The sequence below is a fragment of the Stenotrophomonas testudinis genome (assembly GCF_024499815.1).
Classification (GTDB): Bacteria; Pseudomonadota; Gammaproteobacteria; order Xanthomonadales; family Xanthomonadaceae; genus Stenotrophomonas.
Window position 1 is genome coordinate 11,976 of the sequence record NZ_JAMOKY010000009.1, and the last position, 24,661, is coordinate 36,636.

The following is a 24,661-nucleotide window of genomic DNA, read 5'->3' on the forward strand; positions in this document are numbered from 1 at the left end:
CCGTCGACCAGGTCGGCAAATCCGTGCATGGCCCGGAGGGTGAAGTCCACATACTGGACAACATCACCCTCACGGTACATGAAGGCACCAGCGTGGCGATTGTCGGGGCCTCCGGTTCCGGCAAGACCACCCTGCTCGGCCTGCTGGCCGGGCTGGACCTGCCCAGCCGTGGCGGTATCACCCTGGCCGGGCAGGCGCTGGGCGCACTGGACGAGGAAGCCCGGGCGCAGCTGCGCGCACGCGAAGTGGGCTTCGTGTTCCAGAGCTTCCACCTGCTGCCGGCGCTGACGGCGGCCGAAAACGTCGCACTGCCGCTGGAACTGGCCGGCCGCGAGGACCGCGCGCGGGTCGATGAGGTGCTGGCCCAGGTCGGCCTCTCGCACCGCGCCCGCCATTACCCGCGGCAGCTGTCCGGCGGCGAGCAGCAGCGCGTGGCCCTGGCCCGCGCCTTCGTCACCCGCCCGCGCATCCTGTTCGCCGATGAACCCACCGGCTCGCTGGACCAGGCCACCGGCCAGCACATCAGCGACCTGCTTTTCGAACTCAATGCCGGCAGCGGCACCACCCTGGTGCTGGTTACCCACGACCTGCGCCTGGCCCAGCGCTGCCAGTACATCCACCGCATCGACAGCGGTCGCCTGCAGGCGGTCGAGTACGGGGCACAGGCATGAACCTGCTGTGGCACGCCTGGCGCGCGCTGCGCCGCGAAGCCCTGGCCGGTGACCTGCTGACCGTGTTCGCCGCGCTGGTGCTGGGCGTGGCGGTGATGACCGCCGTCGGCACCCTGGTGAACCGGGTCAACCTGGCCCTGACCGGCAGCGCGGCCGAGATGCTGGGCGGCGACCTCGGCGTGGCCGGGCGCAGCGATCCGCCCGCGGCCTTCGCCGAAGAAGCGCAGCGGCGCGGCCTGGCGCATACCCGCATCGCCGGCTTCGGCAGCGTGCTGTTCAACGGTGATGCCAGCCAGATGGCCAGCATCAAGGCGGTGCAGGCCGGCTACCCGCTGCGCGGCACGCTGCGGGTGCGGGCCACGCCGGGCGGCGCGCTGATCGCCGATGCCGGCATGCCGCCGCAGGGCCAGACCTATGCCGACCCGCGCCTTCTGCAGGCGCTGGGCCTGAAGGTCGGTGACGCGCTCGAGTTTGGTGCCGGCACGCTGCGCGTGGCCGGCATCATCGAGGCCGAGCCGGACAGCGGTGGCGACCTGCTGACGCTCTCCCCCACCCTGCTGGTCAACCGCGCCGACGTCGATGGCACCGGCCTGCTCGGGCCGGGCAGCCGCATCAACTACCGGCTGATGGTGGCCGGTGCACCCGACCAGGTGGCCGCGTACCGGCAATGGCTGCTGCCGCAGGTGAAGGGCATGCGCCTGCTGAGCGTGGACGACACCCAGCGTGGCGTGCGCCAGGCGTTTGATCTGGCCGGCCGCTTTCTCGGTCTGAGCGCGCTGCTGGCGGTGCTGCTGGCCGGCGTGGCCACCGCGCTGGCGGCTAACCGCTTCGCGTTGCGCCGCATTGACCAGGTGGCGATCCTGCGCTGCATCGGCGCACGCCAGCGCGACATCCTCGCTGGCCTGGCGCTGCAGCTGCTGATGCTGGCGGTGCCGGCCTGCGCGCTCGGCATCGGCCTGGGCATGGCCGCGCAGGAAGGCCTGGTGCAGGTGCTGGGCAGCCTGGTGCCGCAGCGCCTGCCGCTGCCCGAGGCCACCCCGGCGCTGACCGGCGCGGGCATCGGCCTGCTGCTGTTGTTCGGCTTCGGCCTGCCGCCGCTGCTGCGCCTGCGCGGGGTGCCGCCGATGCGCGTACTCAACCGCTCCTTCGCCGCCCTGCCGCCGGCCTCGCTGCTGGCCTATGTAGCTGCGCTGGCGGCCAGCCTGGTGCTGGCGGTGCAGGTCACCGGTGACCTGAAACTTGCGCTGTGGGTGCTGGGCGGCCTGGCTGCGCTGGCGCTGGCCGCCGGCGTGGTCGGCTTCGGCCTGCTGCAGCTGCTGCGCGGTGTGCAGCACCGACTGCATGGCAACTGGCGGCTGGGCCTGGCCGCGCTGACCCGGCGGCGGATGCTGGCGGTGATGCAGCTGGTGGGCCTGTCGCTGTCGCTGTGCGCGCTGCTGCTGCTGGCGGTGACCGGCCCCGGCCTGCTGCAGCAGTGGCGCGAGCGCCTGCCGGAGAACACGCCCAACTACTTCCTGATCAACATCCAGCCCGAGCAGCGCGACAGCGTACTGGCCGCGCTGCAGGGGCTGGGCGCGGCCGATGCCAACGTTGAACCGATGGCCACCGGCCGCCTGATCGCGATCAACGGCAAGCCACCGCTGCGCGTGGACCGTGCGCCGGGGCAGAACGGCCAGACGGCACAGGGCGATGGCCAGCGCGATGACGATGACGAGAACCGGCCATTGAACTTCAGCTGGCGCAGCACCTTCCCGCCGGCCAACACGCTGCTCAACGGCACGTTCTGGAAGGCCGACAGCACCGCGCCGGAGGCTTCGGTGGAGATCGGCTGGGCCAAGCGCTACAGCGTATACCCCGGTGATCGCATCACCATTGCCGTGGGCGAGCAGGAACGAGAGTTCACCGTCACCAGCGTGCGCAAGGCGGACTGGAATACCTTCCGCCCGAACTTCTTCGTGCTGCTCAATCCCAACGCGGTGGGCGATACGCCGCACAACCTGCTGTCGGCATTCCATCTGCCGGCCGGCAAGGCCGCGGGTCTGGGTGCGCTGGTGCGCGAACAGCCGAACCTGTCGCTGCTGGATGTGGACGCGGTGATCTCGCAGGTGCGCGAGGTGATGAACCGCGTCGCGCAGGCGGTGCAGCTGGTGATGGTGTTCAGCCTGCTGGCCGGCGTGCTGGTGCTGCTCGCCGCACTGCAGGCCACCGCCGGCGAGCGCCGCTACGACAGCGCAGTGCTGCGCACCCTGGGTGCTACCCGGCGCCAGCTGCGCGGTGCGGTGCTGGTGGAGTTCGGCGCGCTGGGTGCGCTGGCCGCATTGCTGGCCGTGGGTGCGGCGGCCGGCATCGGCGTGGCGGTATCGCAAAAGGTGTTCGAGCTGCCGCTGCTGCCGCCGTGGCCGGGCCTGCTGCTGGGCGGGCTGGTGGGCATCGGGCTGAGCCTGCTGGCTGGCTGGTGGGGCACGCGGGCGATCCTGCACACGCCGCCAGCGCTGGCCCTGCGCGAGGCCTGACGCGGCCGTGATACGCGCCGGGTGGGGCCGGCGGTATGCTGCGCGCCCCACCCGGTGAGATCGCCCGGATGCCCGGCACGTCGTTCGCTGCTGACCTGTACCCGGTGTTGCTGCTGCTTGGCAGCAACAGCTTCATGACCTTCGCCTGGTACGGCCACTTCAAATACAAGAGCGCGCCGCTGATGATGGTCATCATGGTCAGCTGGGGCATCGCCTTCTTCGAGTATTGCCTGCAGGTGCCCGGCAACCGCCTGGGCAGTGCGGTGTATTCGGCGCCGCAGCTGAAGGGATCGTGCTGGCCGCGTTTTTGATGTTCAGGGAATAAGGGCATCCACGCGTGGCGTGGATCTACCGACGCCCGCTTCCTGCGGCCCGGCGTTACCGGGCCTTTTGCACGAACTCGGCGAACACGGCGTCGATTTGCGCGTCCTTCACCTTCTTGCCCGACTGGATGTCGTCGGCCTGGGTGAACAGCGGGATGATCATTGCCATGCCATCGATCTTGCTCTTCAGGTGCACGCCCGGGGCCTGGGTCAGGAAGCCGTCCCAGCGCTGGCGCACCCTGGCCCAGTAGCCGGCGGTGCCCTTCCAGTAATCGCGCGCGGGGCTGAAGTCGACCTCGGTGGTCCGGAGGTAATCGTTGAAGCCGAACTCGCGGGCGATCTCGACCTGGCTGCCGTCGGCGTTGCGCTGCACCTTGGTGTTGAACTGCTCGTGGGTCCAGCCGTTCGGGGTGAGCGTGTGGCGGTTGACCACGGCCAGTGCGTTGTAGTCGCTGCGCTTGGTGTATTCGCGGCGCGGTAACGGGCGCCAGCTGATGTCGCTGGTCCAGGTCGGCACGTTGTTGTCGTAGCTCCAGGTGCCGGTGCCGCAGTAGCGCGGCGCGTCACTCACCTCGTACACGCACTGGGTCCACGCGCCCTGGTTGATGGCCGCCGGAATCGTGCGCACCTGCCAGGTCTGGTCGGCGCTGAACTCGAAGCGGTTGCGCGCTTCATACACCCAGTCCTGCCGCCAGTGCTTGGTGACGTGGCCGCTCTTCGCGTCCACCAGCAGGTGCTGCAGGACGATGCGCAGCGGGCTGTCCTCGACCACGATCACCACTTCGTTGCCGGCACTGCGCATGGCCGGCGCGCGCTCATAGCCGGGCTTCAGCAGCACGGTTTCATCGAAGGCGAAATCCACGGTGTATTCGCCCTGCATGGCCAGGACGCTGGCGTGGTCACGGGCGATATCGGTGGGCTGGGCGCGGGCGGCACCGGCGACGGCAAACAGCAGCATCACGCTGGCGGCGTGCGACTTCATCAGGGAGTTCCTTGGGGAGTATCAGGTTCGATGGGTGGCCATCCGTGGCCGCGATCGATCCATCAGGGTTCCATCAAACCGGTTTCAGAGGCGCACCAGCGGCAGGTCGCCGGTGAGACGCGGCGCGGGCCGGCGGGCGGCGTCGGCGCAGCAGCAGTCATCGATGGAGAGTTCGCCCTCGGCACCCTCCAGCCGTGCGATGCGGCGCGCGGTGGCCGCTCCCAGCGAGGACAGCGTGGACAGGCTGGCGGCCAGGGTGCTGCCATCGTCGGCGGCATGCAGGCGCAGCGCGCACAGGCGCCAGCGCTGGCCGCCCAGGTGGCCGGCCAGGCGCCGCCACAGGCGCTCCCCGACACTGCCTTCGGCATCGTGTTCCGGGCCCGGCGGCAGCGACGCCACCAGCCGGTCCCAGGCGAGGAAATCGCTGTCCGGCAGCAGGTACAGGCGCCAGACGCAGCGACCACGCCCATCGAGGAAGCACAGGCTTTCGCGCAGGCCTTCGCTGTCCACGCCCTGGCAGGCATGCACCGACACGGCCTGTCGCCAGCCACCCAGCTCACTGCTGTCGGCGTGGTACAGGCACAGCACGGTGCCCAACGCGGCCAGCTGCGCCGGCGTGGGCCAGGCCTGCAGCGCGTGGTGCGGCAGGAAGGACGACAGGCGACGGGCGGACAGGGCTCGGCTCATGGGATTCACCAGGACACGGCAGGGGTGGCCGACAGGGTCGGACCGGTGGCGTACGCGTCGCTTGGACGCGCGGCGAGGCAGCAGGTCATCGGCAAGGGCCTGACCAGGCAGAGGGGGAGCCCCCGGCCACCGGCACGCCAGGCGTGCACGGACAGCCGAGGGGGAGAGAGCGGGAGCGGACGGGTCGCCCACCCTGCCAGCGCTGCTGGCAGGAGGGAGGGAGGCGGGCGACCAGACCGCGTTACTTGGTCAGGATCAGCTTGTCGTTGCTGGTGTGGCGCAGCCGGTAGAAACGGTCGCCGTGCTGGATCAGGATTTCGCGGCGGCCCTTCAGCAGGGCTTCGCTGTCGATCACTTCTTCCGGCGGAACGACACGCACCGGACGGTCGCGCAGGGTCAGCGTTTCGGGGCGCAGCAGTACAGGTTGAGCATTCATGAGCATCTGGACTCGTGCGAGGGACACGTTAGATGATAATGATTCTCAGTTAACAATCAACAACCATTCTCAATTCCATTGATGAGATTTATGATCGATTTCTCAATTTCGATAGATCACATCAATGGAAGGTGCGGATCGGAAGCCGATCCGCACCGCCAGGCCCTCAGGCGAAGGCCGCTTCCACCTGCGCCCAGCCGGCATCGTCCACCTGCTGCAGCACGTCCAGCGCCTGCAGGTTCTGCAGCAGCTGGCTGACCCGGCTGGCGCCGAGGATCACGCTGGAGACATTCGGGTTGCGCAGGCACCAGGCGATGGCCAGGCTGGCCGGGGCATGGCCGAGCTCGGCGGCAACCTCGCTGAAGCGGCGCACCTGGGCCAGGCGCACAGCAGCGTTCGGGCCCAGCACCAGGTCCTGCAGCCAGCCCATGCCCTCGCGGCCCAGCCGGGCATCGGTGGGAATGCCCTGGTCGTACTTGCCGCTGAGCAGGCCCGAGGCCAGCGGCGAGAAGATGGTGGTGCCCAGCCCGGCGCTGGCATACAGCGGGGCGTACTCCACTTCCACCCGCTCGCGGTGCAGCAGGTTGTACTGCGGTTGTTCCATCGACGGCGCCTGCCAGTTGTGGCGGGCGGCGATGTCCACCGCCTCCTCGATCTGCGTGGCCGACCACTCCGAGGTGCCCCAGTACAGCACCTTGCCCTGCCGGACCAGCGTGTCCATGGCATGCACGGTCTCGGCGATCGGCGCGTCCGGATCCGGGCGGTGGCAGTAATAAAGGTCGAGGTAATCCACCCGCAGGCGCTTGAGGGCGGCATGGCAGGCGTCGGTCACATGCTTGCGCGACAGGCCACGCTGGGTCGGGCGCGGGTCCTTGGCGCTGCCGAAGAACACCTTGCTGGACACGCAGTAGCCATCGCGCGGCAGGCGCAGGTCGGCAATCACGTCGCCCATCACCTGCTCGGCGCGGCCGTTGGCGTAGCCCTCGGCGTTGTCGAAGAAGTTGATGCCGTGATCCCAGGCGGCGGCTACCAGGTTGCGGGCCTCGTCACGCGGCACCTGGTCACCAAAGGTCACCCAGGCGCCGAAGGACAGGGCGGACACCGGCAGGCCGGTGGAGCCAAGGCGACGGTAGAGCATGCGATTCTCCTGTTGCAGGCCCGCATACGGGCCGGGATCGAGCCCCATTCTACCCGCCCCCGTCGGCGGCAAGCCCTTGCCGTTGCTGGCCTGATCGGTGCCGATGGGCCCGCGCACGCCGCTTTTCCTTGCCCCAGCCCCGGCCCTGCACTAGGCTTCCCGTTTTTCGCGCGCCCCCGGGGGGAGCTCTCATGGTCGAAGGTTTGGGCAGGATCGGCTTCGGCCTTTTCGGGTTGGCGGTGCTGATCGGCATCACCTGGCTGTTTTCCAACAACAAGCGCGCGGTGGACTGGAAGCTGGTCATCACCGGCATCACCCTGCAGATCGCCTTCGCGGCGCTGGTGATCCTGGTACCGGGCGGGCGTGACGTGTTCGATGCCCTGGGCAAGGGCTTCGTCAAGATCCTCAGCTTCGTCAACGAGGGCTCGGGCTTCATCTTCGGCTCGTTGATGGACACCCAGAACTACGGCTTCATCTTCGCCTTCCAGGTGCTGCCGACCATCATCTTCTTCTCGGCGCTGATGGGCGTGATGTACCACCTGAACATCATGCAGGGCATCGTCCGCGTGATGGCGTGGTCGATCACCAAGGTCATGCGCGTGTCCGGTGCGGAAACCACCAGCGTCTGCGCCAGCGTCTTCATCGGCCAGACCGAGGCGCCGCTGACCGTTCGCCCGTACATCGCCAAGATGACCCAGTCCGAGCTGCTGACCATGATGATCGGCGGCATGGCGCACATCGCCGGCGGCGTGCTGGCGGCCTACGTGGGCATGCTTGGCGGCGGTGACCCGGCGCAGCAGGCCTTCTACGCCAAGCATCTGCTGGCGGCCAGCATCATGGCGGCCCCCGCCACCCTGGTCGTGGCCAAGCTGCTGATCCCGGAAACCGGCACCCCGCTGACCCGCGGCACGGTGAAGATGGAAGTCGAGAAGACCTCCAGCAACATCATTGACGCGGCTGCGGCCGGCGCCGGCGACGGCCTGAAGCTGGCGCTGAACATCGGTGCGATGCTGCTGGCCTTCATCGCCCTGATCGCCCTGCTGAACGCCCCGCTGACCTGGATCGGTGATGTCACCGGCCTGGCCGCCGCCATCGGCAAGCCGACCAACCTGTCGACCATCTTTGGTTACGTGCTGGCCCCGATCGCCTGGGTCATCGGCACCCCGTGGGCCGATGCCACCACCGTCGGCTCGCTGATCGGCCAGAAGGTCGTCATCAACGAGTTCGTGGCCTACACCGAGCTGTCGCAGATCGTGAACGGCCAGATCGCCGGCGTGTCGCTGTCCGACGAAGGCCGCCTGATCGCGACCTACGCCCTGTGCGGCTTCGCCAACTTCAGCTCGATCGCCATCCAGATCGGCGGCATCGGCGGCCTGGCCCCGGAACGTCGCCACGACCTGGCCAAGTTCGGCCTACGCGCGGTGCTGGGCGGTACCATCGCCACCTTCATGACCGCGACCATCGCCGGCGTGCTGACGCACTTCAGTTGAACCCTTGTTTGAGAAGAAATCCCCTATGAGCAGCAGTGTCGTTGTCGTCGGTTCCTTCAATGTCGATCACGTGTGGCGGTGCGAAGCGCTGCCGGCGCCGGGCGCGACCATTGCCGGCCGCTACAGCACCGGCCCGGGTGGCAAGGGCTTCAACCAGGCCGTGGCTGCCTGCCGGGCCGGCGCCGACACCACGTTCGTGTGCGCGCTCGGCGATGATGTCGGTGGCGCCACGGCGCGTGACCTGGCCGCGCAGGATGGCTTCGCGCTGATCGCCGAGGCCAGCAGCGAGCCGACCGGCACCGCCGGCATCTACGTCGATGCCCGTGGCCGCAATACCATTGTCATCGGCCCCGGCGCCAATGCCGCGCTGAGCACCGCGTTCCTGGAACAGCAGCAGGCGCTGCTGGCCGGTGCCAAGGTGGTGCTGGTGCAGCTGGAATCGCCGGTGCAGACCATCGAAGCCGCGCTGGCTGCGGCGCGCGAAGCCGGTGTCACCACCGTGCTGAACGCCGCACCGGCCGACGCCCCGTCCAGCATCGGCCTGCTGAAGCTGGCCGACGTGCTGACCCCGAACGAGACCGAGTTCGCTTCGCTGCTCGGCCGCCATGTGGGTGAGCGTGTGGATGCCGACGACGTGGCTGCGCTGGATGGCGCCAGCCTGCACGCGCTGTGCCGCAAGCTGGTTGGCAACGGCACCGTGGTGGTCACCCTGGGTGCGGTGGGCGTGTTCGTTTCGCACGCCGACGAGAATCTGCGTGGCGACACCCAGCCGTACTACCGCGTGGGCGCCGAACAGGTGCAGGCCATCGACACCACCGGTGCCGGCGATGCCTTCAACGGTGCGCTGGCGGCCTCGATCGCCCAGGTGCCGGACGCGCCGTTTGCCCGCCACGTGCGCTTCGCCAACCAGTTCGCCGGCCGATCCACCGAGAAGGAAGGCGCCGCTGCGGCGATGCCGCGCTTCACCCCGGCCGACGCTGAAGTCAAATAACGCTTCGCTGCTGAAGTAGATCCACGCCATGCGTGGATGAGAAGCCCGGGCATGCAGATGCCCGGGCTTTTTTGTGCCCAGCCGCCCACCATGACCGGCCCATGGGGGCGGCGGAAGCGACCATCAAGCATCTGCTGATGCCGGTGTGGCATGAGGTCGGTCCGGATTGGCCTGAACAGGGCCGCCCTTGGCGGCGCGGCGGCGGGCCCTGCGGCCTACAATGTGCACATGCAGATCGGCCCGTACACCATTGCCCCCAACGTCGTGCTGGCCCCCATGGCCGGCGTCACCGACAAGCCCTTCCGCCTGCTGTGCAAACGGCTGGGCGCGGGTCTGGCCGCCTCGGAAATGACCATCAGCGACCCGCGCTTCTGGACCACGCGCAAGTCGATCCACCGCATGGACCACGAGGGCGAGCCGGCGCCGATCAGCGTGCAGATTGCCGGCACCGAGCCGCAGCAGCTGGCCGAGGCGGCGCGCTACAACGTCGACCACGGCGCTCAGATCATCGACATCAACATGGGTTGCCCGGCCAAGAAGGTGTGCAACGCCTGGGCCGGCTCGGCGCTGATGCGCGATGAACTGCTGGTGGCGCGCATCCTCGAAGCCGTGGTCAACGCGGTGGACGTGCCGGTCACCCTGAAGATCCGCACCGGCTGGGACTGCGACCATCGCAACGGGCCCGTGATCGCGCGCATCGCCGAGGACAGCGGCATCGCCGCGCTGGCCGTGCACGGCCGCACCCGCGACCAGCATTACACCGGCCAGGCCGAGTACGGCACCATCGGTGAGATCAAGTCCGCGCTGCGCATCCCGGTCATCGCCAACGGCGATATCGATTCGCCGCAGAAGGCCGCCCATGTGCTGCAGCAGACCGGCGTGGACGCGGTGATGATCGGCCGTTCCGCGCAGGGCCGGCCATGGATCTTCCGCGAAGTGGCGCACTACCTGGCCACCGGCCAGGAACTGCCGCCGCCCTCGCTGGAGGAAGTGCGCGACATCCTGCTGGGCCACCTGCATGCGCTGCACGCGTTCTACGGTGAGCCGCAGGGCGTGCGCATCGCCCGCAAGCACCTGGGCTGGTACGCCAAGGACCGGCCGGAGAACGCCGCCTTCCGCGCGGTGGTCAACCGCGCCGAGGACCCGGCCAGCCAGATCGCGCTGACCACCGAGTATTTCGACCGCCTGATTGCCGGGGAACCGGCGATGCCCTCCGCTGCCTGATGCCACGACCATGACGCCGCCGATCTCTTCCCCGACCTACCTGCACGGTTTTTCCGGCACCGAACAGCAGCGCCTGATGACCCAGGCGCGCCTGCTGGAATCGAGCATCTTCAGCCAGATCGACTACACCGGTGCGCGCCATCTGCTGGAAGTCGGCAGCGGCGTCGGTGCGCAGACTGAAATCCTGCTGCGCCGTTTCCCCGAGCTGCACGTCACCGGCGTGGACCTGAGCGAGGCGCAGCTGGCCACCGCGCGTGAGAACCTGGCGCGCACGCCGTGGTGCAGCGACCGCTACACCCTGCAGCAGGCCGATGCCGGCGAACTGCCGTTCGAGGCGCGCAGCTTCGATTCGGCCTTCCTGTGCTGGGTGCTGGAACACGTGCCCTCCCCTGCCCGCGTGCTGAGCGAAGTGCGCCGCGTGCTGGCCCCGGGCTCGCCGGTCTACATCACCGAGGTGATGAATGCCTCGTTCCTGCTGGATCCGTATTCGCCGCACATCTGGCGCTACTGGATGGCCTTCAACGATTTCCAGCACGACCACGGCGGCGACCCGTTCGTCGGCGCCAAGCTCGGCAACCTGCTGCTGGCCGGTGGCTTCCGCGACGTGCACACCGAGATCAAGACCATCCACCTGGACAACCGCGAACCGGCACGCCGCAAGACGATGATCGCGTTCTGGGAACAGCTGCTGCTGTCGGCCGCCGACCAGCTGCTGCAGGCCGGCGCCGTCGACGAGGAAACCGTGGAGGGCATGCGCCGCGAATTCCGTCTGGTGCAGAACGACCCGAACGCGGTGTTCTTCTATTCGTTCGTGCAGGGCCGCGCGACGGTGTACTGATGTACCGCCCGCGCGATGCGCGGGTTCACGGGTCGATGTGCAGGGTCGCCGCCGGCGGCGCCTGCCAGATCCGCTGCCACATCACCGCCAGCCGGTGCCCGGCATCGGCGCGTGCGGCCGGGCTGCTGTAATCCATGCGCTGCTGCTGCGGCACGATCGCCCGCCACTGCCCGTCCACCTGCTCGGCCACCGCGAAGTTGAAGGTGTAGTCCGGCTCCAGGCCCATGCGCAGGTCGCTCAGCACCAGCTGGTTGTCCACCACCTGCGCGCGCATGAAGCCGCGGTTGAACCACTGCAGCCGCTGCACGGCCGGAATCGCGGACGCTTCGCGCAGCGCCTGCACGTTGGACGGGTAGCCTTCAAACCGCATCGGCCCGTGGTCGGCCACCAGCGAACGGTCGCCCACCACGTAGCCGCTGGGCGTCATCGCCACCACCCGCCACAACAAGGTGTTGAAGGGCATCGGCACCGAGAACCGCGGCGCATCGCCCAGGCCCATCGCGGCCAGGCTCTGCTGTGCGGCGCGGTCGACCTGGGCCTTGGCCACCAGGCCCCAGCCCAGGTAGGCCGTGCTGGCCAGCAGCGAGACGCCCAGCACCTTGCCCGCCCAGGGCCGTGCGCGCGCGAACCAGGCCACGACGCAGCCCAGCAGCAGCCACACGGTGTAGGCCGGATCGATGATGAAGACGCTGGAACCCATGGTCGGATGCGGCCGCAGCGGCCACCACAGCTGGGTGCCGTAGACGGTGAACGCATCCAGCAGCGGATGGGTGACCAGGGCCAGCTGGATCGCCCAGAACCAGCGCGCCGGTGACTGCGCCACGCGGCCTTTGCCGAAGCGCTTGAACAGCCACCAGATCAGCGCCGCCACCCACGGCAGCACCAGCAGCGAATGGCTGAAGCTGCGGTGGTCGACCATGTTGGCCACCGGGTCGGCCGCGGCGAAGCCGAGCCACAGGGCATCGAGGTCGGGGAGCGTGCCGAGTGCGGCACCGGCCAGCAGGGCCGCACGGCGGTGGCCGGGCGGAGCGATGGCGGCAGCGACGGCACCACCGAGAACGATCTGGGTCAACGAGTCCATTCGCTGATGCTAGCCGCTTGCGCGTGGTGTATGTAGAGCCGAGCCGATGCTCGGCGGCTATTCGTTTGGCGCCACGACAGCCGAGCATGGGCTCGGCTCTACAGAAGGCAGGCGCTACGCCGCCTGCGACATCCGCACGCCGGGCAGTTCCACCAGGGTCTGCCCATGGTGGTCCAGCAGGCGCAGCGCGCCATCATGATCCTCGGCCAGCGCGGTCAGGCTTTCCACCCAGTCGCCGTCGTTCGCATAGACCAGCCCATCGCGCTCGACCAGCGCCGCACGGTGGATGTGGCCGCAGATGATGCCGTCCAGCCCGCGCCGGCGCACATCATCCAGGCCGGCCTGGACGAAGCGCTCGATGTAGCGCTCGGCGGCGCCGCTGCGCTTCTTCAGGAATTCGGACAGCGACCAGTAGCGCATGCCCAGCCGGCGCCGCACCGCGTTCAACGCCTGGTTGCCGGTGAGGATGCGGTAGTACAGCCAGTCGCCGAAGCGCTCCTGCAGGCCACCGAACTGGGTCACGCCGTCGTAGTCATCACCGTGCGCCACCAGCAGGCGGCGGCCGTCGGCGGTCACATGGATGGCGCGGCGGCGCACCTGCATCGCCGGCAGCATCAGCCCGCACACATGGCGCAGCGAGGCATCGTGGTTGCCGGGGATGTAGATGATCTCGGTGCCAGCGCGGCGCAACGCATGCAGTGCCTGGATCACCTCGCTGTGCGAAGCGCGCCAGTTGGCACGGCGGTGCGCCATCCACCACAGGTCGATGATGTCGCCGACCAGGTACAGCCGCTCGCAGCGCAGCTGGCCGAGGAAGGCGGCCAGTTCGGCGGCGTGGCAGTGGCGCGACCCGAGGTGCACATCGGAGACGAACACTGAACGCCGGTGCGGCGACAGGTTCGCCAGCGCGCTCATGCCGGCATCCCCGCGTCGCGCAGGTAGCGTTTGCGTTTGTTTGGCCGGATCGCCTGCAGGTCCACTTCGATCAGGCCGTCGATCGAATCGCTGAAATCCGGATCGACGCCGAACGCCAGGAAGCGCGCGCCGCCGGGTTCGCACAGATCGGTGTACTGGCGGTACAGCGTCGGCACACCCGTGCCCAGTGCGGCCAGGTTGGCCTTCAGCACGTCGAAGGCGGCGCCCGTGTCGAGTTCGCCAAAGCTGGGCGGTGCGGCGAAATACTGGAACGGCTGGTTGGATTCGACCAGGCCGCTGCGGCCGCCGTAATACCGCTGGTAGTAGGCCACCAGCTGCTCGCGTGCCTCGCGTGGCAGCGCGGCGCTGATCGACACCGCGCCGAACAGGTAGCGGATGCCCGGCTGGCACTGCAGGTAGGCGCCGATGCCCTGCCACAGGTAATCCAGGCTGCGGCTGCCCCAGTAATCGGGCACCACGAAGCTGCGGCCCAGTTCCAGGCCTTCGGCGATGCGGGTGATGGCATCGTCGGAATAGCGGAACAGCGAGGCGCTGTAGAGCCCGGCCAGGCCGCGGCGGGCCAGCGCCTGTGCGCCGCGCATGATGCGGTAGGCACCGGCGATGCGCTGTGCGCTGCCGTCCCAGATGACGATGTGCTGGTACTGCAGGTCGTAGTCGTCCAGGTCGCGGCTGCGGCCGGTGCCCTCGCCCACCTGGCGGAAGGTCAGTTCACGCAGCCGGCCCAGCTCGCGCAGCAGCGCAGAGTCGGCCGTGCAGGTGGCCAGCAGGATCTGCTTGCCGTCGCCGGTCTGGCCCAGCACCGTGGCCCGGGCAATGTCGGCGGCCACCTGCGCCGGCGGCACCGGGGCGGCCAGCGGCTCGGGGCCGGCCAGCAGGCTGCCGGTGGCACTGTCCGCGGGGCCCAGCGCATACAGCGCGCGGCGCACGGCCAGCAGCTGCGCGCCGGGGTCGCCCTGGCCCAGCTGCATCGGCTGGCCGATGCGCAGGCGCAGCGGGCGGCCACGGCGGGCGAACATCTCGCGGGCCAGCAGGGCGGTGCCGGCCGGCTTGAACAGGGTCGAGGCACCGTAGAACAGCGCCGAATTGCGCGCTTCCACCCGCACCGGCAGCACCGGCGCCCCGGCGGCGCGGGCGAAACGAACGAAGCCACGCTGCCAGCGCCCATCGCGGATGCCCTGCAGCGACAGCCGCGATACTTCGCCGGCCGGGAACACGATGACGCACTGCTCGGCGTCCAGCGCCTCTTCCACCGCGTGCAGGCTGCCACGCTGGACCTTGCCGCCGAGGATGCGCACCGGCAGCAGCAGGTCCTGCAGCGGGCCGATGGCGCCCAGCAGATCGTTGGCGACGATGCGCACGTCGCGCCGGACCCGGCCGACCGCGTCCAGCAGGGTCAGCGCGTCCAGCGCACCGGAAGGATGGTTGGCCACGATCAACAGGCGGCCGCTGGCCGGGATCCGGGACAGGTCCAGCAGATCGACCTGGTAGCCGCTTTCGAGGAACTCCAGGCCGGCGGCGACGAAGTCGAAGCCGCGCAGATCCGCGCTGCGCTGCAGGAAGGACTCCACCCGGTCCAGCCGCGACCAGCGGCCCACGCTGCGCAGCAGGGGCCGCGCCAGATACCCGCGGCGGCCGCGGAACCAATCGGGGAAATGTTGCTGCAAGCGCTGCTCGAGTTCCTGCATGGCGTGCTCACTGATGCCCGGCGGCCGGATTGGCCGAGAGCCTGCGCCCGCCACGCGGCAGCCAGATGGCGGTTTGGCGGCAGAACGATGACGGCCCCGGCCAGTGGGCCCGGGCCGTGAAGGCCGCCCGCCAATGGTCACGCCAGTGGAACACTGTCTGCGCACGATGGGCCCCGGGGCTCCGCCAAGCCTTGTCGTGGTGGGCACAACACCTTAACCACCGGCAACCCATACGGGTTCACAATGCACAGGCGGCGCACCCCGTGTATGATGCGCGCCCATCTTTCCATCCGAATCAAGGGATATACCGCCTGATGTCCAGCTATCTCTTCACCTCCGAGTCGGTCTCCGAAGGCCATCCGGACAAGGTTGCCGACCAGATCTCCGATGCGGTGCTGGACGCGATCCTGACCCAGGACCAGCGCGCCCGCGTGGCCTGCGAGACCATGGTCAAGACCGGTGTTGCCATCGTCGCCGGTGAAATCACCACCAGCGCCTGGATCGACCTGGAAGCCCTGACCCGCAAGGTCATCACGGACATCGGCTACGACAGCTCCGACGTCGGCTTCGACGGCGCCACCTGCGGCGTGCTGAACCTGATCGGCAAGCAGTCGCCGCACATCGCCCAGGGCGTGGACCGCAAGAAGCCGGAAGAAATGGGCGCTGGCGACCAGGGCCTGATGTTCGGCTACGCCACCAACGAGACCGACAGCTTCATGCCGGCCGCGATCCACCTGTCGCACCGCCTGGTGGAACAGCAGGCCAAGATCCGCAAGAAGCGCAACTCGCCGCTGTCCTGGCTGCGCCCGGACGCCAAGAGCCAGGTCACCCTGCGCTATGAAAACGGCGTGGTCTCGGCCATCGACGCCGTGGTCCTGTCCACCCAGCACGCCCCGGGCATCAAGCAGAAGGACCTCATCGAGGCCGTCCGCGAAGAGATCATCAAGCCGGTGCTGCCGGCCAAGTGGCTGCACAAGGGCACCAAGTTCCACATCAACCCGACCGGCAAGTTCGAGATCGGCGGCCCGGTGGGTGACTGCGGCCTGACCGGCCGCAAGATCATCGTCGACACCTACGGTGGCTGGGCGCGTCACGGTGGTGGCGCCTTCTCCGGCAAGGACCCGTCCAAGGTCGACCGTTCGGCGGCCTATGCTGCCCGCTACGTCGCCAAGAACGTGGTTGCCGCCGGCCTGGCCGACCGTTGCGAAGTGCAGGTCTCCTACGCCATCGGCGTGGCTGAGCCGACCTCGATCTCGGTCACCACCTTCGGCACCGGCAAGATCAGCGACGACAAGATCGAGAAGCTGATCCGCAAGCACTTCGACCTGCGCCCGTACGGCATCATCAAGATGCTGGACCTGGTGCACCCGATGTACCAGCAGACCGCTGCCTACGGCCACTTCGGCCGCAAGCCGAAGGAATTCAGCTACCTCAACGGCGAAGGCGAGACCGTCAACGCCACGGCCTTCTCCTGGGAGAAGACCGACCGCGCCGCCGCCCTGCGCGCCGATGCGAAGCTGAAGTAAGACACGCGAAGGGCCGCGCAAGCGGCCCTTCTGCTTTCTGTAGAGCCGAGCCGACGCTCGGCTTTCTTTTGCCTGCGCCAAGAGCAGCCGAGCATGGGCTCGGCTCTACAAGAGCTACGCCACGCCGATACAATCGCCGCATGTCGACCGAACTGAAAACCCATCAGCTGTCCATGACCGTGCTGATGTCGCCGGACATGGCCAATTTCTCCGGCAAGGTCCACGGCGGCGCCGTCCTGCGCCTGCTCGACCAGGTGGCCTACGCCTGCGCCAGCCGCTACGCCGGCAGCTACGTGGTCACCCTGTCGGTGGACCAGGTGATGTTCCGCCAGCCCATCGCGGTGGGTGAGCTGGTCACCTTCCTGGCCTCGGTGAACTACACCGGCACCTCATCGATGGAGATCGGCATCAAGGTCGTGGCCGAGGACATCCTCAAGCGCAGCGTGCGCCACGCCAACAGTTGCTTCTTCACCATGGTCGCGGTGGACGAGGACGGCCGGCCGACGGCGGTGCCGCCGCTGCAGCCGGCCAGCTCGGACGAGAAGCGCCGCCAGGCCGCTGCGCAGATCCGCCGCCAGCTGCGCCAGGAAATGGAACAGCGGCACCTGGAGCTGCTGGCGTCGAACCCGCCGTCGCCGGAAGATTGACCGCGCTCGCCAGGCATGGCCCGGCGGACACGGGTCAACCGGTGTTCTGTACGCCCTGCGAAACACCGTTCACGCAGGCCACCAGCGCGCGCAGCAGGTCATCATCCTCGCGCCCGCTGGCCCGCCAGCGCTGCAGCAGATCCACCTGCAGCACGCTGATCGGGTCCACGTAGGGATTGCGCAGGCGGATCGACAGCGCCAGCCGCGCATCATGATCCAGCAGGGTCTGCTGGCCCATCAGCGCCAGCAGCCAATGCCGGGTCAGCTCAAGCTCCTTCTCGACCTGCGGGAAGAAGCGAACGTGCAGATCACCAGAGAGCTGCGAGAACTGTTCGGCGATGGTGATGTCGCCCTTCGACAGCACCATCGCGATGTCGTCGAGGAAGGTGCGGAAGAACGGCCAGTCACGCGCCATCTCGCGCAGCGTCTGTTCATGGCCGGCGTCCACCGCCGCCTGCAGGCCGCTGCCCACGCCGTACCAGCCGGGAATGACCGCACGCGCCTGGCTCCAGGCGAACACCCACGGAATCGCCCGCAGGTTGCCCAATGCCGCATCCTGGCCAAGGCGGCGCGACGGCCGCGAGCCCAGGGTCATCCGCTCGATCACGTCGATCGGCGTGGCCGTGCGGAAGTAGTCCATGAAGCCGGACTGGCCGACGAAGGCGCGATACACCTCGCTGCTGGCCGCGGAGACGGTGTCCATCACCGGCCGCCACCCGTCTTCGCGCGGCTCCGGCGCACGCGGTCGCAGGCTGGCGCGCAGCACCGCCCCGGTGGCCTGTTCCAGCGAACGCAGGGCCAGCGCGCGGATGCCGTACTTGCGGTGGATCACCTCGCCCTGCTCGGTCACCCGCAGGCGGCCATCGATGCTGCCGCGCGGCGATGCATCCACGGCGTGGGTGGTCTTGCCACCGCCACGGCTGATCGAACCGCCACGGCCATGGAAGAAGGTCAGGCGGATGCCGGTCTCGGCCGCGACATCCAGCAGTTCCACCTGCGCACGCTGCAGGCCCCAGCGCGACGCTGCGATGCCGCCGTCCTTGCTGCTGTCCGAGTAGCCGAGCATCACCATCTGCACGTCATCGCGTGCACGCAGGTGCGCGCGGTACACCGGATCCTCCAGCAGATCACGCAGGGTGGCGGTGCCGCGCTTGAGGTCGTCCACGGTTTCAAACAGCGGCGCGATATCGAGCGGCACGCCGCCATCGGCATCGACCAGGCCACCGCGTCGCGCCAGTGCCAGCACGGCCAGCACGTCGCCGCGATCGTGCGCCATCGAAATGATGTAGCTGCCCAGTGCATCGCCGCCATGGCGTGCACGTGCATCGGCCAACGCCGCGAACACCGCATCCAGACGCTGGTTGGCCTCGTCATCGCCCTTGGGCAGCGGTGTTTCGCCGCTGGCATGCGGGCCAAGCAGGCGCGCACGGCCCAGCGCATCCAACGCCTGCCAGGCGTCTTCGCCGCCCAGCACCGCAGCGAGTGCGCGTGCATGCACGCTCGATTCCTGGCGCACGTCCAGCCGCGCCAGATGGAAGCCGAAGGTCTTCACCCGCCACAGCAGGCGCTGCACGGCGAAGCCACCGGCGTGCTCGCCACGATGGGCACGCAGGCTGTCGAGGATCAGCTGCAGATCGTCGATCAGTTCATCCGGGCCGGCATAGGCACCGTGGCCATCATCCAGCGTGGCCTGCAGGCGCGCACGCATGCGGTCGTTGAGCAGGCGGTACGGCATGTCGGCGTGGCGCGGGCGCGACTGCACCTGCGGCAGCAGCTGCTGGTAGTGCGCCACGCGTGCCTGCAGGGTTTCGCTCACCCCCACCCGTTCGGTGGACTGGCTGAGCAGGCTGGCCAGCTGCAGCAGTTCCTTCTGGTAGCGCCCGAGCACCGCCTGCCGCTGTGCATCGAGCGTGTTGCGGATGGTGCCGGCATCCACGTTCGGATTGCCGTCCATGTCTCCGCCCACCCACGTGCCGAAGCGCAGCAGGCGCGGCAGCGGCAGCTCCTCGCCGTAGGTATCGCGCAGCGCCTGCTGCAGCGACTCGTACAGCACCGGAATCACCCGGTACAGCACCTGCACCAGATAGAAGCCGACGTGCTCGCGTTCGTCATCTACGGTGGGCCGCACCGGCGAGGAATCGGTGGTCTGCCACGACGCGGTGAGCGCCATGCGGAAGCGCGCGGCATCGGCAGCAGCCTCGCCCGGCGTGCGCTGGCCATCCAGGTTGTCCACCAGGCTGGCCACCATCAACTGTTCTTTTTCCAGCAGCGCGCGGCGCACCGCCTCGGTCGGGTGCGCGGTGAACACCGGTTCGATGTCGATGCGCGGCAGCCACTGCGCCAGCTCGTCCAGGCCTACGCCCTGCGCCTTCAGGTGCTGCAGCGCATCCTGCAGGCCATCGGGCTGTGCGCCTGCGGTGCCGGCACGCTGGTAATCGCGGCGGCGGCGGATGCGATGCACGCGTTCGGCGATGTTGACCACCTGGAAGTACGTGCTGAACGCACGCACCATGGTTTCGGCCTGCTCCGGCGTGCGACCGGCCAGGCCATCGGCCAGCTCTGACAGCGGTGCCTGGTTCTCGCGGCGCGCGATCGCGCGGGTGCGCACGTCCTCGACGTCGTCGAGGAACGCGGCGGAAACCTGTTCGACCAGCAGGTCGCCGACCAGTGCGCCCAGTCGGCGCACATCATCGCGAAGCGGAAGATCGGGGGAAGCGAATTCGATGCTGCTGCGGTACTCGTTCATCGGCGACGCACGAACCTCGGGGCATGATCCGTCGCCAAGCCTATCCCAATTCGAAGCCGTTGCTGCGTTGCAGGAATGGTTTCATCTGCACGCATCCGCAGTTGAAGCAGCCGAGCGTCGGCTCGGCTCTACCGACGTCACGGTGCGTGACACCGTGTAGCGCCCGAGCCCGTGCTCGGGCGGCGGCGAAGCCGCACAGGCGGCCCCCGTTGCAGGGGCCGCCATCATCACGTGCGCGATCAGCGCTTCTTCTTCGCCTTGCCCTGCTGCACCGGGCCGATGGTCTGTTCCAGCCAGCGCTCGCTCTCGGCCAGCATGGTCATGATCGATTCGCGTGCGCGGTAGGCGTGCGATTCGTTCGGCAGCATCACCAGCCGCGCGGTACCGCCGAGGCCCTTCACCGCGGCGAACATGCGCTCGCTCTGGATCGGGAACGTGCCGGAGTTGTTGTCGTCCACGCCGTGGATGAAGAGGATCGGATCCTTGATCTTGTCGGCGTAATTGAACGGCGCCATCTTCTGGTAGACGTCCTGCGCCTGCCAGTAGTTGCGCTCCTCGGCCTGGAAACCGAACGGGGTGAGCGTGCGGTTGTAGGCGCCGCTGCGGGCGATGCCGGCCTTGAACAGGCGGGTGTGCGCCAGCAGGTTGGCGGTCATGAACGCACCGTAGGAATGGCCGCCGATGGCGATGTGCTCGCGGTCGGTGACGCCACGACGCACCACTTCATCCACCGCTGCCTGTGCATTGGCCACCAGCTGTTCGATATAGGTGTCGTTGGGTTCCTTGTCGCCCTCGCCGATGATCGGCATGGTCGGGCTGGCCAGCACCACGTAGCCCTTGGCCAGGAACGCCTGGGGACCCCAGTAGCTGATCGCGTTGAAGCGGTACGGCGAATCGGTCACCTGGCTGGCGGCCGCGGCACTCTTGAACTCACCCGGGTAGGCCCACATCAGCAGCGGCCGCGGGCCATCACGCTTGGGGTCGTACCCCGGCGGCAGCAGCAGCGTCGCGGTCAGATCAACGCCGTCGGCACGCTTGTAGCGGATCTGTTCCTTCTGCACGCCCTTCAGCTGCGGCAGCGGGTGGGCGAAGTGGGTCAGCGCGCGCGGGGCGGCATCGGCCTGGGCCAGCGACTGCACGTAGAAGTTGGTCGGCTCGTCCGGGCTTTCGCGGGTCAGCAGCAGCGACTCGCCTTCCTGGTCCAGCAGCGCGACCGGTGCCGAATAGACCGGTGCCTGCGAATGGAACAGGCGGGTGGCCTTGCGGCTTTCGATGTCGAAGCGGTCCACGAACGGACGGTCACCTTCCGGCGACGCGCCCTGCCCGTACAGGAAGATGCTGCGGCCATCGGCGGTGGTCTGCAGGCGGCTGCGGCCGTTGACGTCGCGCACCACGCCGGCGCGGCCCGGATCGTTGTAGCGGTCCTGTGCATCGCGGTCCCACAGCAGCTGCGGCGACTGCGTCGCGTCGTCCGGGGTGATGCGCCAGGTCTTGGTGTTGCGCGTCTTCCACCACGATTCGCTGAGCAGGGCCAGATCGCCACGGCCCCAGGTGATGCCACCGAAACGGCTGCCCAGCTGGGCCAGGGTCACCGGCGGCTTCTCGAACGGCGCGGCCTGCATGAACACCGCATCGCGCACCTTGGCGTCGCGGTTCGGGTCACCGCCGTCCTGCGCTTCGGCCCAGACCAGGGTGGCCGGCGCATCGGCGCGCCAGCTGATGTCACGCACACCGGTCACCTCGGCATCGTTGCCGGTCGGCAGGCCCTCCACCAGCGGGCGCGAGGCCACGCTGTGGGCCAGCTGGCCGTTGCGGTCGAGCACGTCGATGCGGCGCGGGAAGCTGCCCACCGGCACCACGTAGGAATACGGGCGCTGCACGGTCTGGCTGAGCAGGTAGTTGCCGTCCGGCGAGGCCGACAGGCCCAGGTAGATGCCGGCCATGCCGATGGCGCGGGCCTGGCCGTCCAGGCCGACCTGCATCGGCTGCGCACGCGCGTAGTAATCGAACAGGCGCGCGTCGGCTTCGTTCTTCAACAGATCCTGGTAGGTGCGGATGGAAACCACGCCGCTGCTCTTGCCGGTCTGCTGCACGGCCGGGCCGGTCGGGATGCCATCGGCAGGCGGCGGATCACCGGCATTGGCCAAGCGGGTCATCACGATCAGGCCGCGGCTGTCGGGCAGCCACTGGTAACCGTCGCCGAACACCGTGTTGAGGTTGGCCTGCAGGCGGCGCGCACTGCCGTTGGCCACATCCACCAGCCACAGCTCGTTGGCACCGCTGGCGGCGTCGACCTGGTTGAAGGCCAGCCACTTCTGGTCGGGCGACCAGGCCAGGCCGGCGATCGACAGCTGCGCCGGCAGGCCGCTGATCTGCCGTTCCTTGCCGTCGGCCACATTCATCAGCCACAGCTTCTCGCCGAAGCTGAAGCGGCTGTCGGAGAACGTGCGCGGGTTGATGCGCATGCCGGCCAGCTTCAGTTCGGGCTGCGCCACCACCTGGATCGACGGCAGCGACGGCATCTGCATCAGCGCGGCCACGTCGCGACGCGGCGACAGGAACAGGCCGGGCGCACGCGGCGCATCGACCACCGCCTGCAGCGCGGCCGAGGGCAGCTCATAACCGGCCACGTCCCTGGCGGCGGCCACCGGCGGGCTGTCGGCCGACCACGCCTGCGGGACCACCGCCAGCAGGGCCATGGACAGGACCAGGCCGGTCCAGCGCCGGCTGCGGCGCGCGTGCTTGCTCATCGTTCTTCCTGTTTTGGATGCGTGAAGACCCTCGACCTTAACAGGCGCCGACCCGCGCCCCATCTGCCGATGGTTGGGTCGCTCCGGTTCCGGCCCGGGGCCGCGATATACTGGGCGTTCTCCCCTGCCGAGGGGCGCTGCGACCGGATGCCCTGAGGCCCGGCCAGGCTCGGTAAGGTGGCTTTGTAACAACGGCGCCCGGCTAGATGCGAGTACCCGCTCGCCCACAACCGGAGCTACTGCATGAACGCTGTTGCCAAGACCTTCTCCACCGAAGGTGACTACAAGATCCGCGACATCACCCTGGCCGACTGGGGTCGCAAGGAACTGGACATCGCCGAGCACGAGATGCCGGGCCTGATGTCGATCCGCCGCAAGCACGCCACCAGCCTGCCGCTGAAGGGCGTGCGGGTGACCGGCTCGCTGCACATGACCATCCAGACCGCGGTGCTGATCGAGACCCTGAAGGACATCGGCGCCGACGTGCGCTGGGCCTCGTGCAACATCTTCTCGACCCAGGACCACGCCGCTGCGGCCATCGCCGCCACCGGCACCCCGGTGTTCGCCTGGAAGGGCGAAACCCTGGAAGAGTACTGGGACTGCACCCTGGACGCGCTGACCTTCACCCTGCCCGACGGCACCCTGACCGGCCCGGAGCTGGTGGTGGACGACGGCGGTGACGTGACCCTGCTGATCCACAAGGGCTACGAGCTGGAAAACGGCAGCGACTGGGTCAACACCGCCTCGTCCTCGCACGAAGAACAGGTCATCAAGAACCTGCTCAAGCGCGTCGCCGTCGAGCGCCCGGGTTACTGGGGCCGCGTGGTCAAGGACTGGAAGGGCGTCTCTGAAGAGACCACCACCGGCGTGCACCGCCTGTACCAGCTGGCCCAGGCCGGCACCCTGCTGATCCCGGCGATCAACGTCAACGACTCGGTCACCAAGAGCAAGTTCGACAACCTGTACGGCTGCCGCGAGTCGCTGGCCGATGGCCTCAAGCGCGCGATGGACGTGATGCTGGCCGGCAAGGTCGCCGTGGTCTGCGGTTACGGCGACGTGGGCAAGGGCTGCGCCGCGTCGCTGCGTGCCTACGGTGCGCGCGTCATCGTCACCGAGATCGACCCGATCTGCGCCCTGCAGGCGGCGATGGAAGGCTATGAAGTCAACACCATCGAATCGACCCTGGGCCGTGCCGACCTGTACGTCACCACCACCGGCAACAAGGACATCATCCGCATCGAGCACCTGAGCGCGATGAAGGACCAGGCCATCGTCTGCAACATCGGCCACTTCGACAACGAGATCCAGGTCGATGCGCTGGTGGCGTTCCCGGGCGTGCAGCACGTGAACATCAAGCCGCAGGTGGACAAGTACATCTTCCCGAACGGGAATGCGATCTTCCTGCTGGCCGAAGGCCGCCTGGTGAACCTGGGCTGCGCCACCGGCCACCCGAGCTTCGTCATGTCCAACTCGTTCGCCAACCAGACCCTGGCCCAGATCGACCTGTGGGCCAACAAGGACAGCTACGAGAAGAAGGTCTACCTGCTGCCCAAGCACCTGGACGAAGAAGTGGCCCGCCTGCACCTGGAAAAGATCGGCGTGAAGCTGACCACCCTGACCCAGGAACAGGCCGACTACATCGGCGTGCCGGTGGAAGGCCCGTTCAAGCCGGACCACTACCGCTACTGATGCCGTGCCCGGGGTCGGATCCCTTTCCGCAGGAAAGGGCTCTGACCCCGGCAACGGATGCAAACGGAACGGGCGCCTTCGGGCGCCCGTTCTGCGTTTGCGCACCGGTATCCCCTTGCTATGCCCGGCAACCGCGAAGCGCGGGACCCATGGTCGCGCAAGCAAATCGGGTAACGTCGGGAACAAGTTTCTTTTTTTCTGGATACTGGAGCCTTAAGGCGCTCGGGTCGACCGCGTACAGAGCGGAAGCTACACCCCTATTTGAAACACCTCTGCCGCACTGCATTTGACTGGGCTGGGATTTTTCT

Annotated in this window: 18 protein-coding genes, 1 pseudogene and 1 riboswitch; of the genes and pseudogenes, 10 read left to right on the forward strand and 9 right to left on the reverse strand. The window is 68.4% G+C overall.

Annotation, left to right across the window (positions count from 1 at the left end; all coding sequences use genetic code 11):
- Positions 1–23: 23 nt before the first annotated feature.
- The 3 genes and pseudogenes from NQ204_RS07645 to NQ204_RS07655 all read left to right on the forward strand — a co-directional run.
- A complete protein-coding gene (locus NQ204_RS07645) occupies positions 24–671 on the forward strand; it encodes an ABC transporter ATP-binding protein (protein WP_116865243.1) in 648 nt (215 codons plus the stop codon).
- The gene (locus NQ204_RS07650; RefSeq protein WP_256643506.1) at positions 668–3,184 is read left to right on the forward strand and encodes an ABC transporter permease; all 2,517 of its coding nucleotides are present in this window, start codon (positions 668–670) and stop codon (positions 3,182–3,184) included. The genes NQ204_RS07645 and NQ204_RS07650 overlap by 4 nt, the downstream gene beginning before the upstream one ends.
- Positions 3,185–3,252: 68 nt before the next feature.
- Positions 3,253–3,474, forward strand: a pseudogene (locus tag NQ204_RS07655) (DMT family protein); the annotation flags it as partial.
- Between the two features lie 88 nt (positions 3,475–3,562).
- Here the strand turns inward: NQ204_RS07655 and NQ204_RS07660 are convergent.
- The 4 genes from NQ204_RS07660 to NQ204_RS07675 form a co-directional block, all read right to left on the reverse strand.
- Entirely contained in the window at positions 3,563–4,489 is a 927-nt protein-coding gene (locus tag NQ204_RS07660; RefSeq protein ID WP_256643507.1) for a DUF6607 family protein, read from the reverse strand.
- Positions 4,490–4,573: 84 nt separating this feature from the next.
- On the reverse strand, positions 4,574–5,176 hold the full coding sequence (locus NQ204_RS07665) for a ChuX/HutX family heme-like substrate-binding protein (protein WP_256643508.1): 603 nt from the start codon (positions 5,174–5,176) through the stop codon (positions 4,574–4,576).
- A 241-nt stretch (positions 5,177–5,417) separates the two neighbouring features.
- A complete protein-coding gene (gene hemP, locus NQ204_RS07670) occupies positions 5,418–5,612 on the reverse strand; it encodes a hemin uptake protein HemP (RefSeq protein ID WP_005412278.1) in 195 nt (64 codons plus the stop codon).
- A gap of 166 nt (positions 5,613–5,778) precedes the next feature.
- Positions 5,779–6,750 carry an aldo/keto reductase gene (locus NQ204_RS07675; protein ID WP_116865110.1) on the reverse strand — a complete coding sequence of 324 codons (972 nt, stop codon included), beginning with the start codon at positions 6,748–6,750 and terminating at the stop codon, positions 5,779–5,781.
- A gap of 191 nt (positions 6,751–6,941) precedes the next feature.
- Here NQ204_RS07675 and NQ204_RS07680 point away from each other — a divergent pair, with 191 nt between their 5' ends.
- From NQ204_RS07680 to NQ204_RS07695, 4 genes are all read left to right on the forward strand, one after another.
- Positions 6,942–8,240, forward strand: coding sequence for a NupC/NupG family nucleoside CNT transporter (locus NQ204_RS07680; protein WP_116865111.1), 1,299 nt, complete (start codon positions 6,942–6,944; stop codon positions 8,238–8,240).
- A 25-nt stretch (positions 8,241–8,265) separates the two neighbouring features.
- Complete coding sequence (locus NQ204_RS07685; protein ID WP_116865112.1) at positions 8,266–9,231, forward strand: ribokinase; 966 nt, start codon at positions 8,266–8,268, stop codon at positions 9,229–9,231.
- Between the two features lie 228 nt (positions 9,232–9,459).
- The gene (dusB, locus tag NQ204_RS07690) at positions 9,460–10,455 is read left to right on the forward strand and encodes a tRNA dihydrouridine synthase DusB (RefSeq protein ID WP_116865113.1); all 996 of its coding nucleotides are present in this window, start codon (positions 9,460–9,462) and stop codon (positions 10,453–10,455) included.
- Positions 10,456–10,465: 10 nt separating this feature from the next.
- Complete coding sequence (locus NQ204_RS07695) at positions 10,466–11,293, forward strand: methyltransferase domain-containing protein (RefSeq protein ID WP_108764083.1); 828 nt, start codon at positions 10,466–10,468, stop codon at positions 11,291–11,293.
- A gap of 25 nt (positions 11,294–11,318) precedes the next feature.
- On the opposite strand, the gene NQ204_RS07700 is transcribed toward NQ204_RS07695, so the two are convergent.
- The 3 genes from NQ204_RS07700 to olsF all read right to left on the reverse strand — a co-directional run bounded on the left by NQ204_RS07700 (position 11,319) and on the right by olsF (position 14,995).
- Complete coding sequence (locus NQ204_RS07700; RefSeq protein WP_256643509.1) at positions 11,319–12,374, reverse strand: metal-dependent hydrolase; 1,056 nt, start codon at positions 12,372–12,374, stop codon at positions 11,319–11,321.
- Between the two features lie 114 nt (positions 12,375–12,488).
- Complete coding sequence (locus NQ204_RS07705) at positions 12,489–13,289, reverse strand: UDP-2,3-diacylglucosamine diphosphatase (protein WP_116865454.1); 801 nt, start codon at positions 13,287–13,289, stop codon at positions 12,489–12,491.
- Complete coding sequence (olsF, locus tag NQ204_RS07710; RefSeq protein ID WP_256643510.1) at positions 13,286–14,995, reverse strand: bifunctional ornithine lipid synthase OlsF; 1,710 nt, start codon at positions 14,993–14,995, stop codon at positions 13,286–13,288. The genes NQ204_RS07705 and olsF overlap by 4 nt, the downstream gene beginning before the upstream one ends.
- 314 nt (positions 14,996–15,309) lie before the next feature.
- Here olsF and metK point away from each other — a divergent pair, with 314 nt between their 5' ends.
- Together metK and NQ204_RS07720 are read left to right on the forward strand one after the other, a co-directional pair.
- On the forward strand, positions 15,310–16,521 hold the full coding sequence (gene metK / locus NQ204_RS07715; RefSeq protein WP_079220656.1) for a methionine adenosyltransferase: 1,212 nt from the start codon (positions 15,310–15,312) through the stop codon (positions 16,519–16,521).
- A 140-nt stretch (positions 16,522–16,661) separates the two neighbouring features.
- Positions 16,662–17,168: an acyl-CoA thioesterase gene (locus NQ204_RS07720; RefSeq protein ID WP_116862566.1), complete on the forward strand. Its 507-nt coding sequence runs from the start codon at positions 16,662–16,664 to the stop codon at positions 17,166–17,168.
- 34 nt (positions 17,169–17,202) lie between these two features.
- Here NQ204_RS07720 and ppc read toward each other — a convergent pair whose 3' ends face one another.
- Entirely contained in the window at positions 17,203–19,914 is a 2,712-nt protein-coding gene (gene ppc / locus NQ204_RS07725; RefSeq protein WP_256643511.1) for a phosphoenolpyruvate carboxylase, read from the reverse strand.
- Between the two features lie 239 nt (positions 19,915–20,153).
- Complete coding sequence (locus NQ204_RS07730) at positions 20,154–22,664, reverse strand: S9 family peptidase (protein ID WP_256643512.1); 2,511 nt, start codon at positions 22,662–22,664, stop codon at positions 20,154–20,156.
- 123 nt (positions 22,665–22,787) lie between these two features.
- A riboswitch (S-adenosyl-L-homocysteine riboswitch) is annotated at positions 22,788–22,871 on the forward strand.
- 36 nt (positions 22,872–22,907) lie between these two features.
- On the opposite strand from NQ204_RS07730, the gene ahcY reads away from it, so the two are divergent.
- Positions 22,908–24,353 carry an adenosylhomocysteinase gene (gene ahcY, locus NQ204_RS07735; protein WP_256643513.1) on the forward strand — a complete coding sequence of 482 codons (1,446 nt, stop codon included), beginning with the start codon at positions 22,908–22,910 and terminating at the stop codon, positions 24,351–24,353.
- Positions 24,354–24,661: the final 308 nt, after the last annotated feature.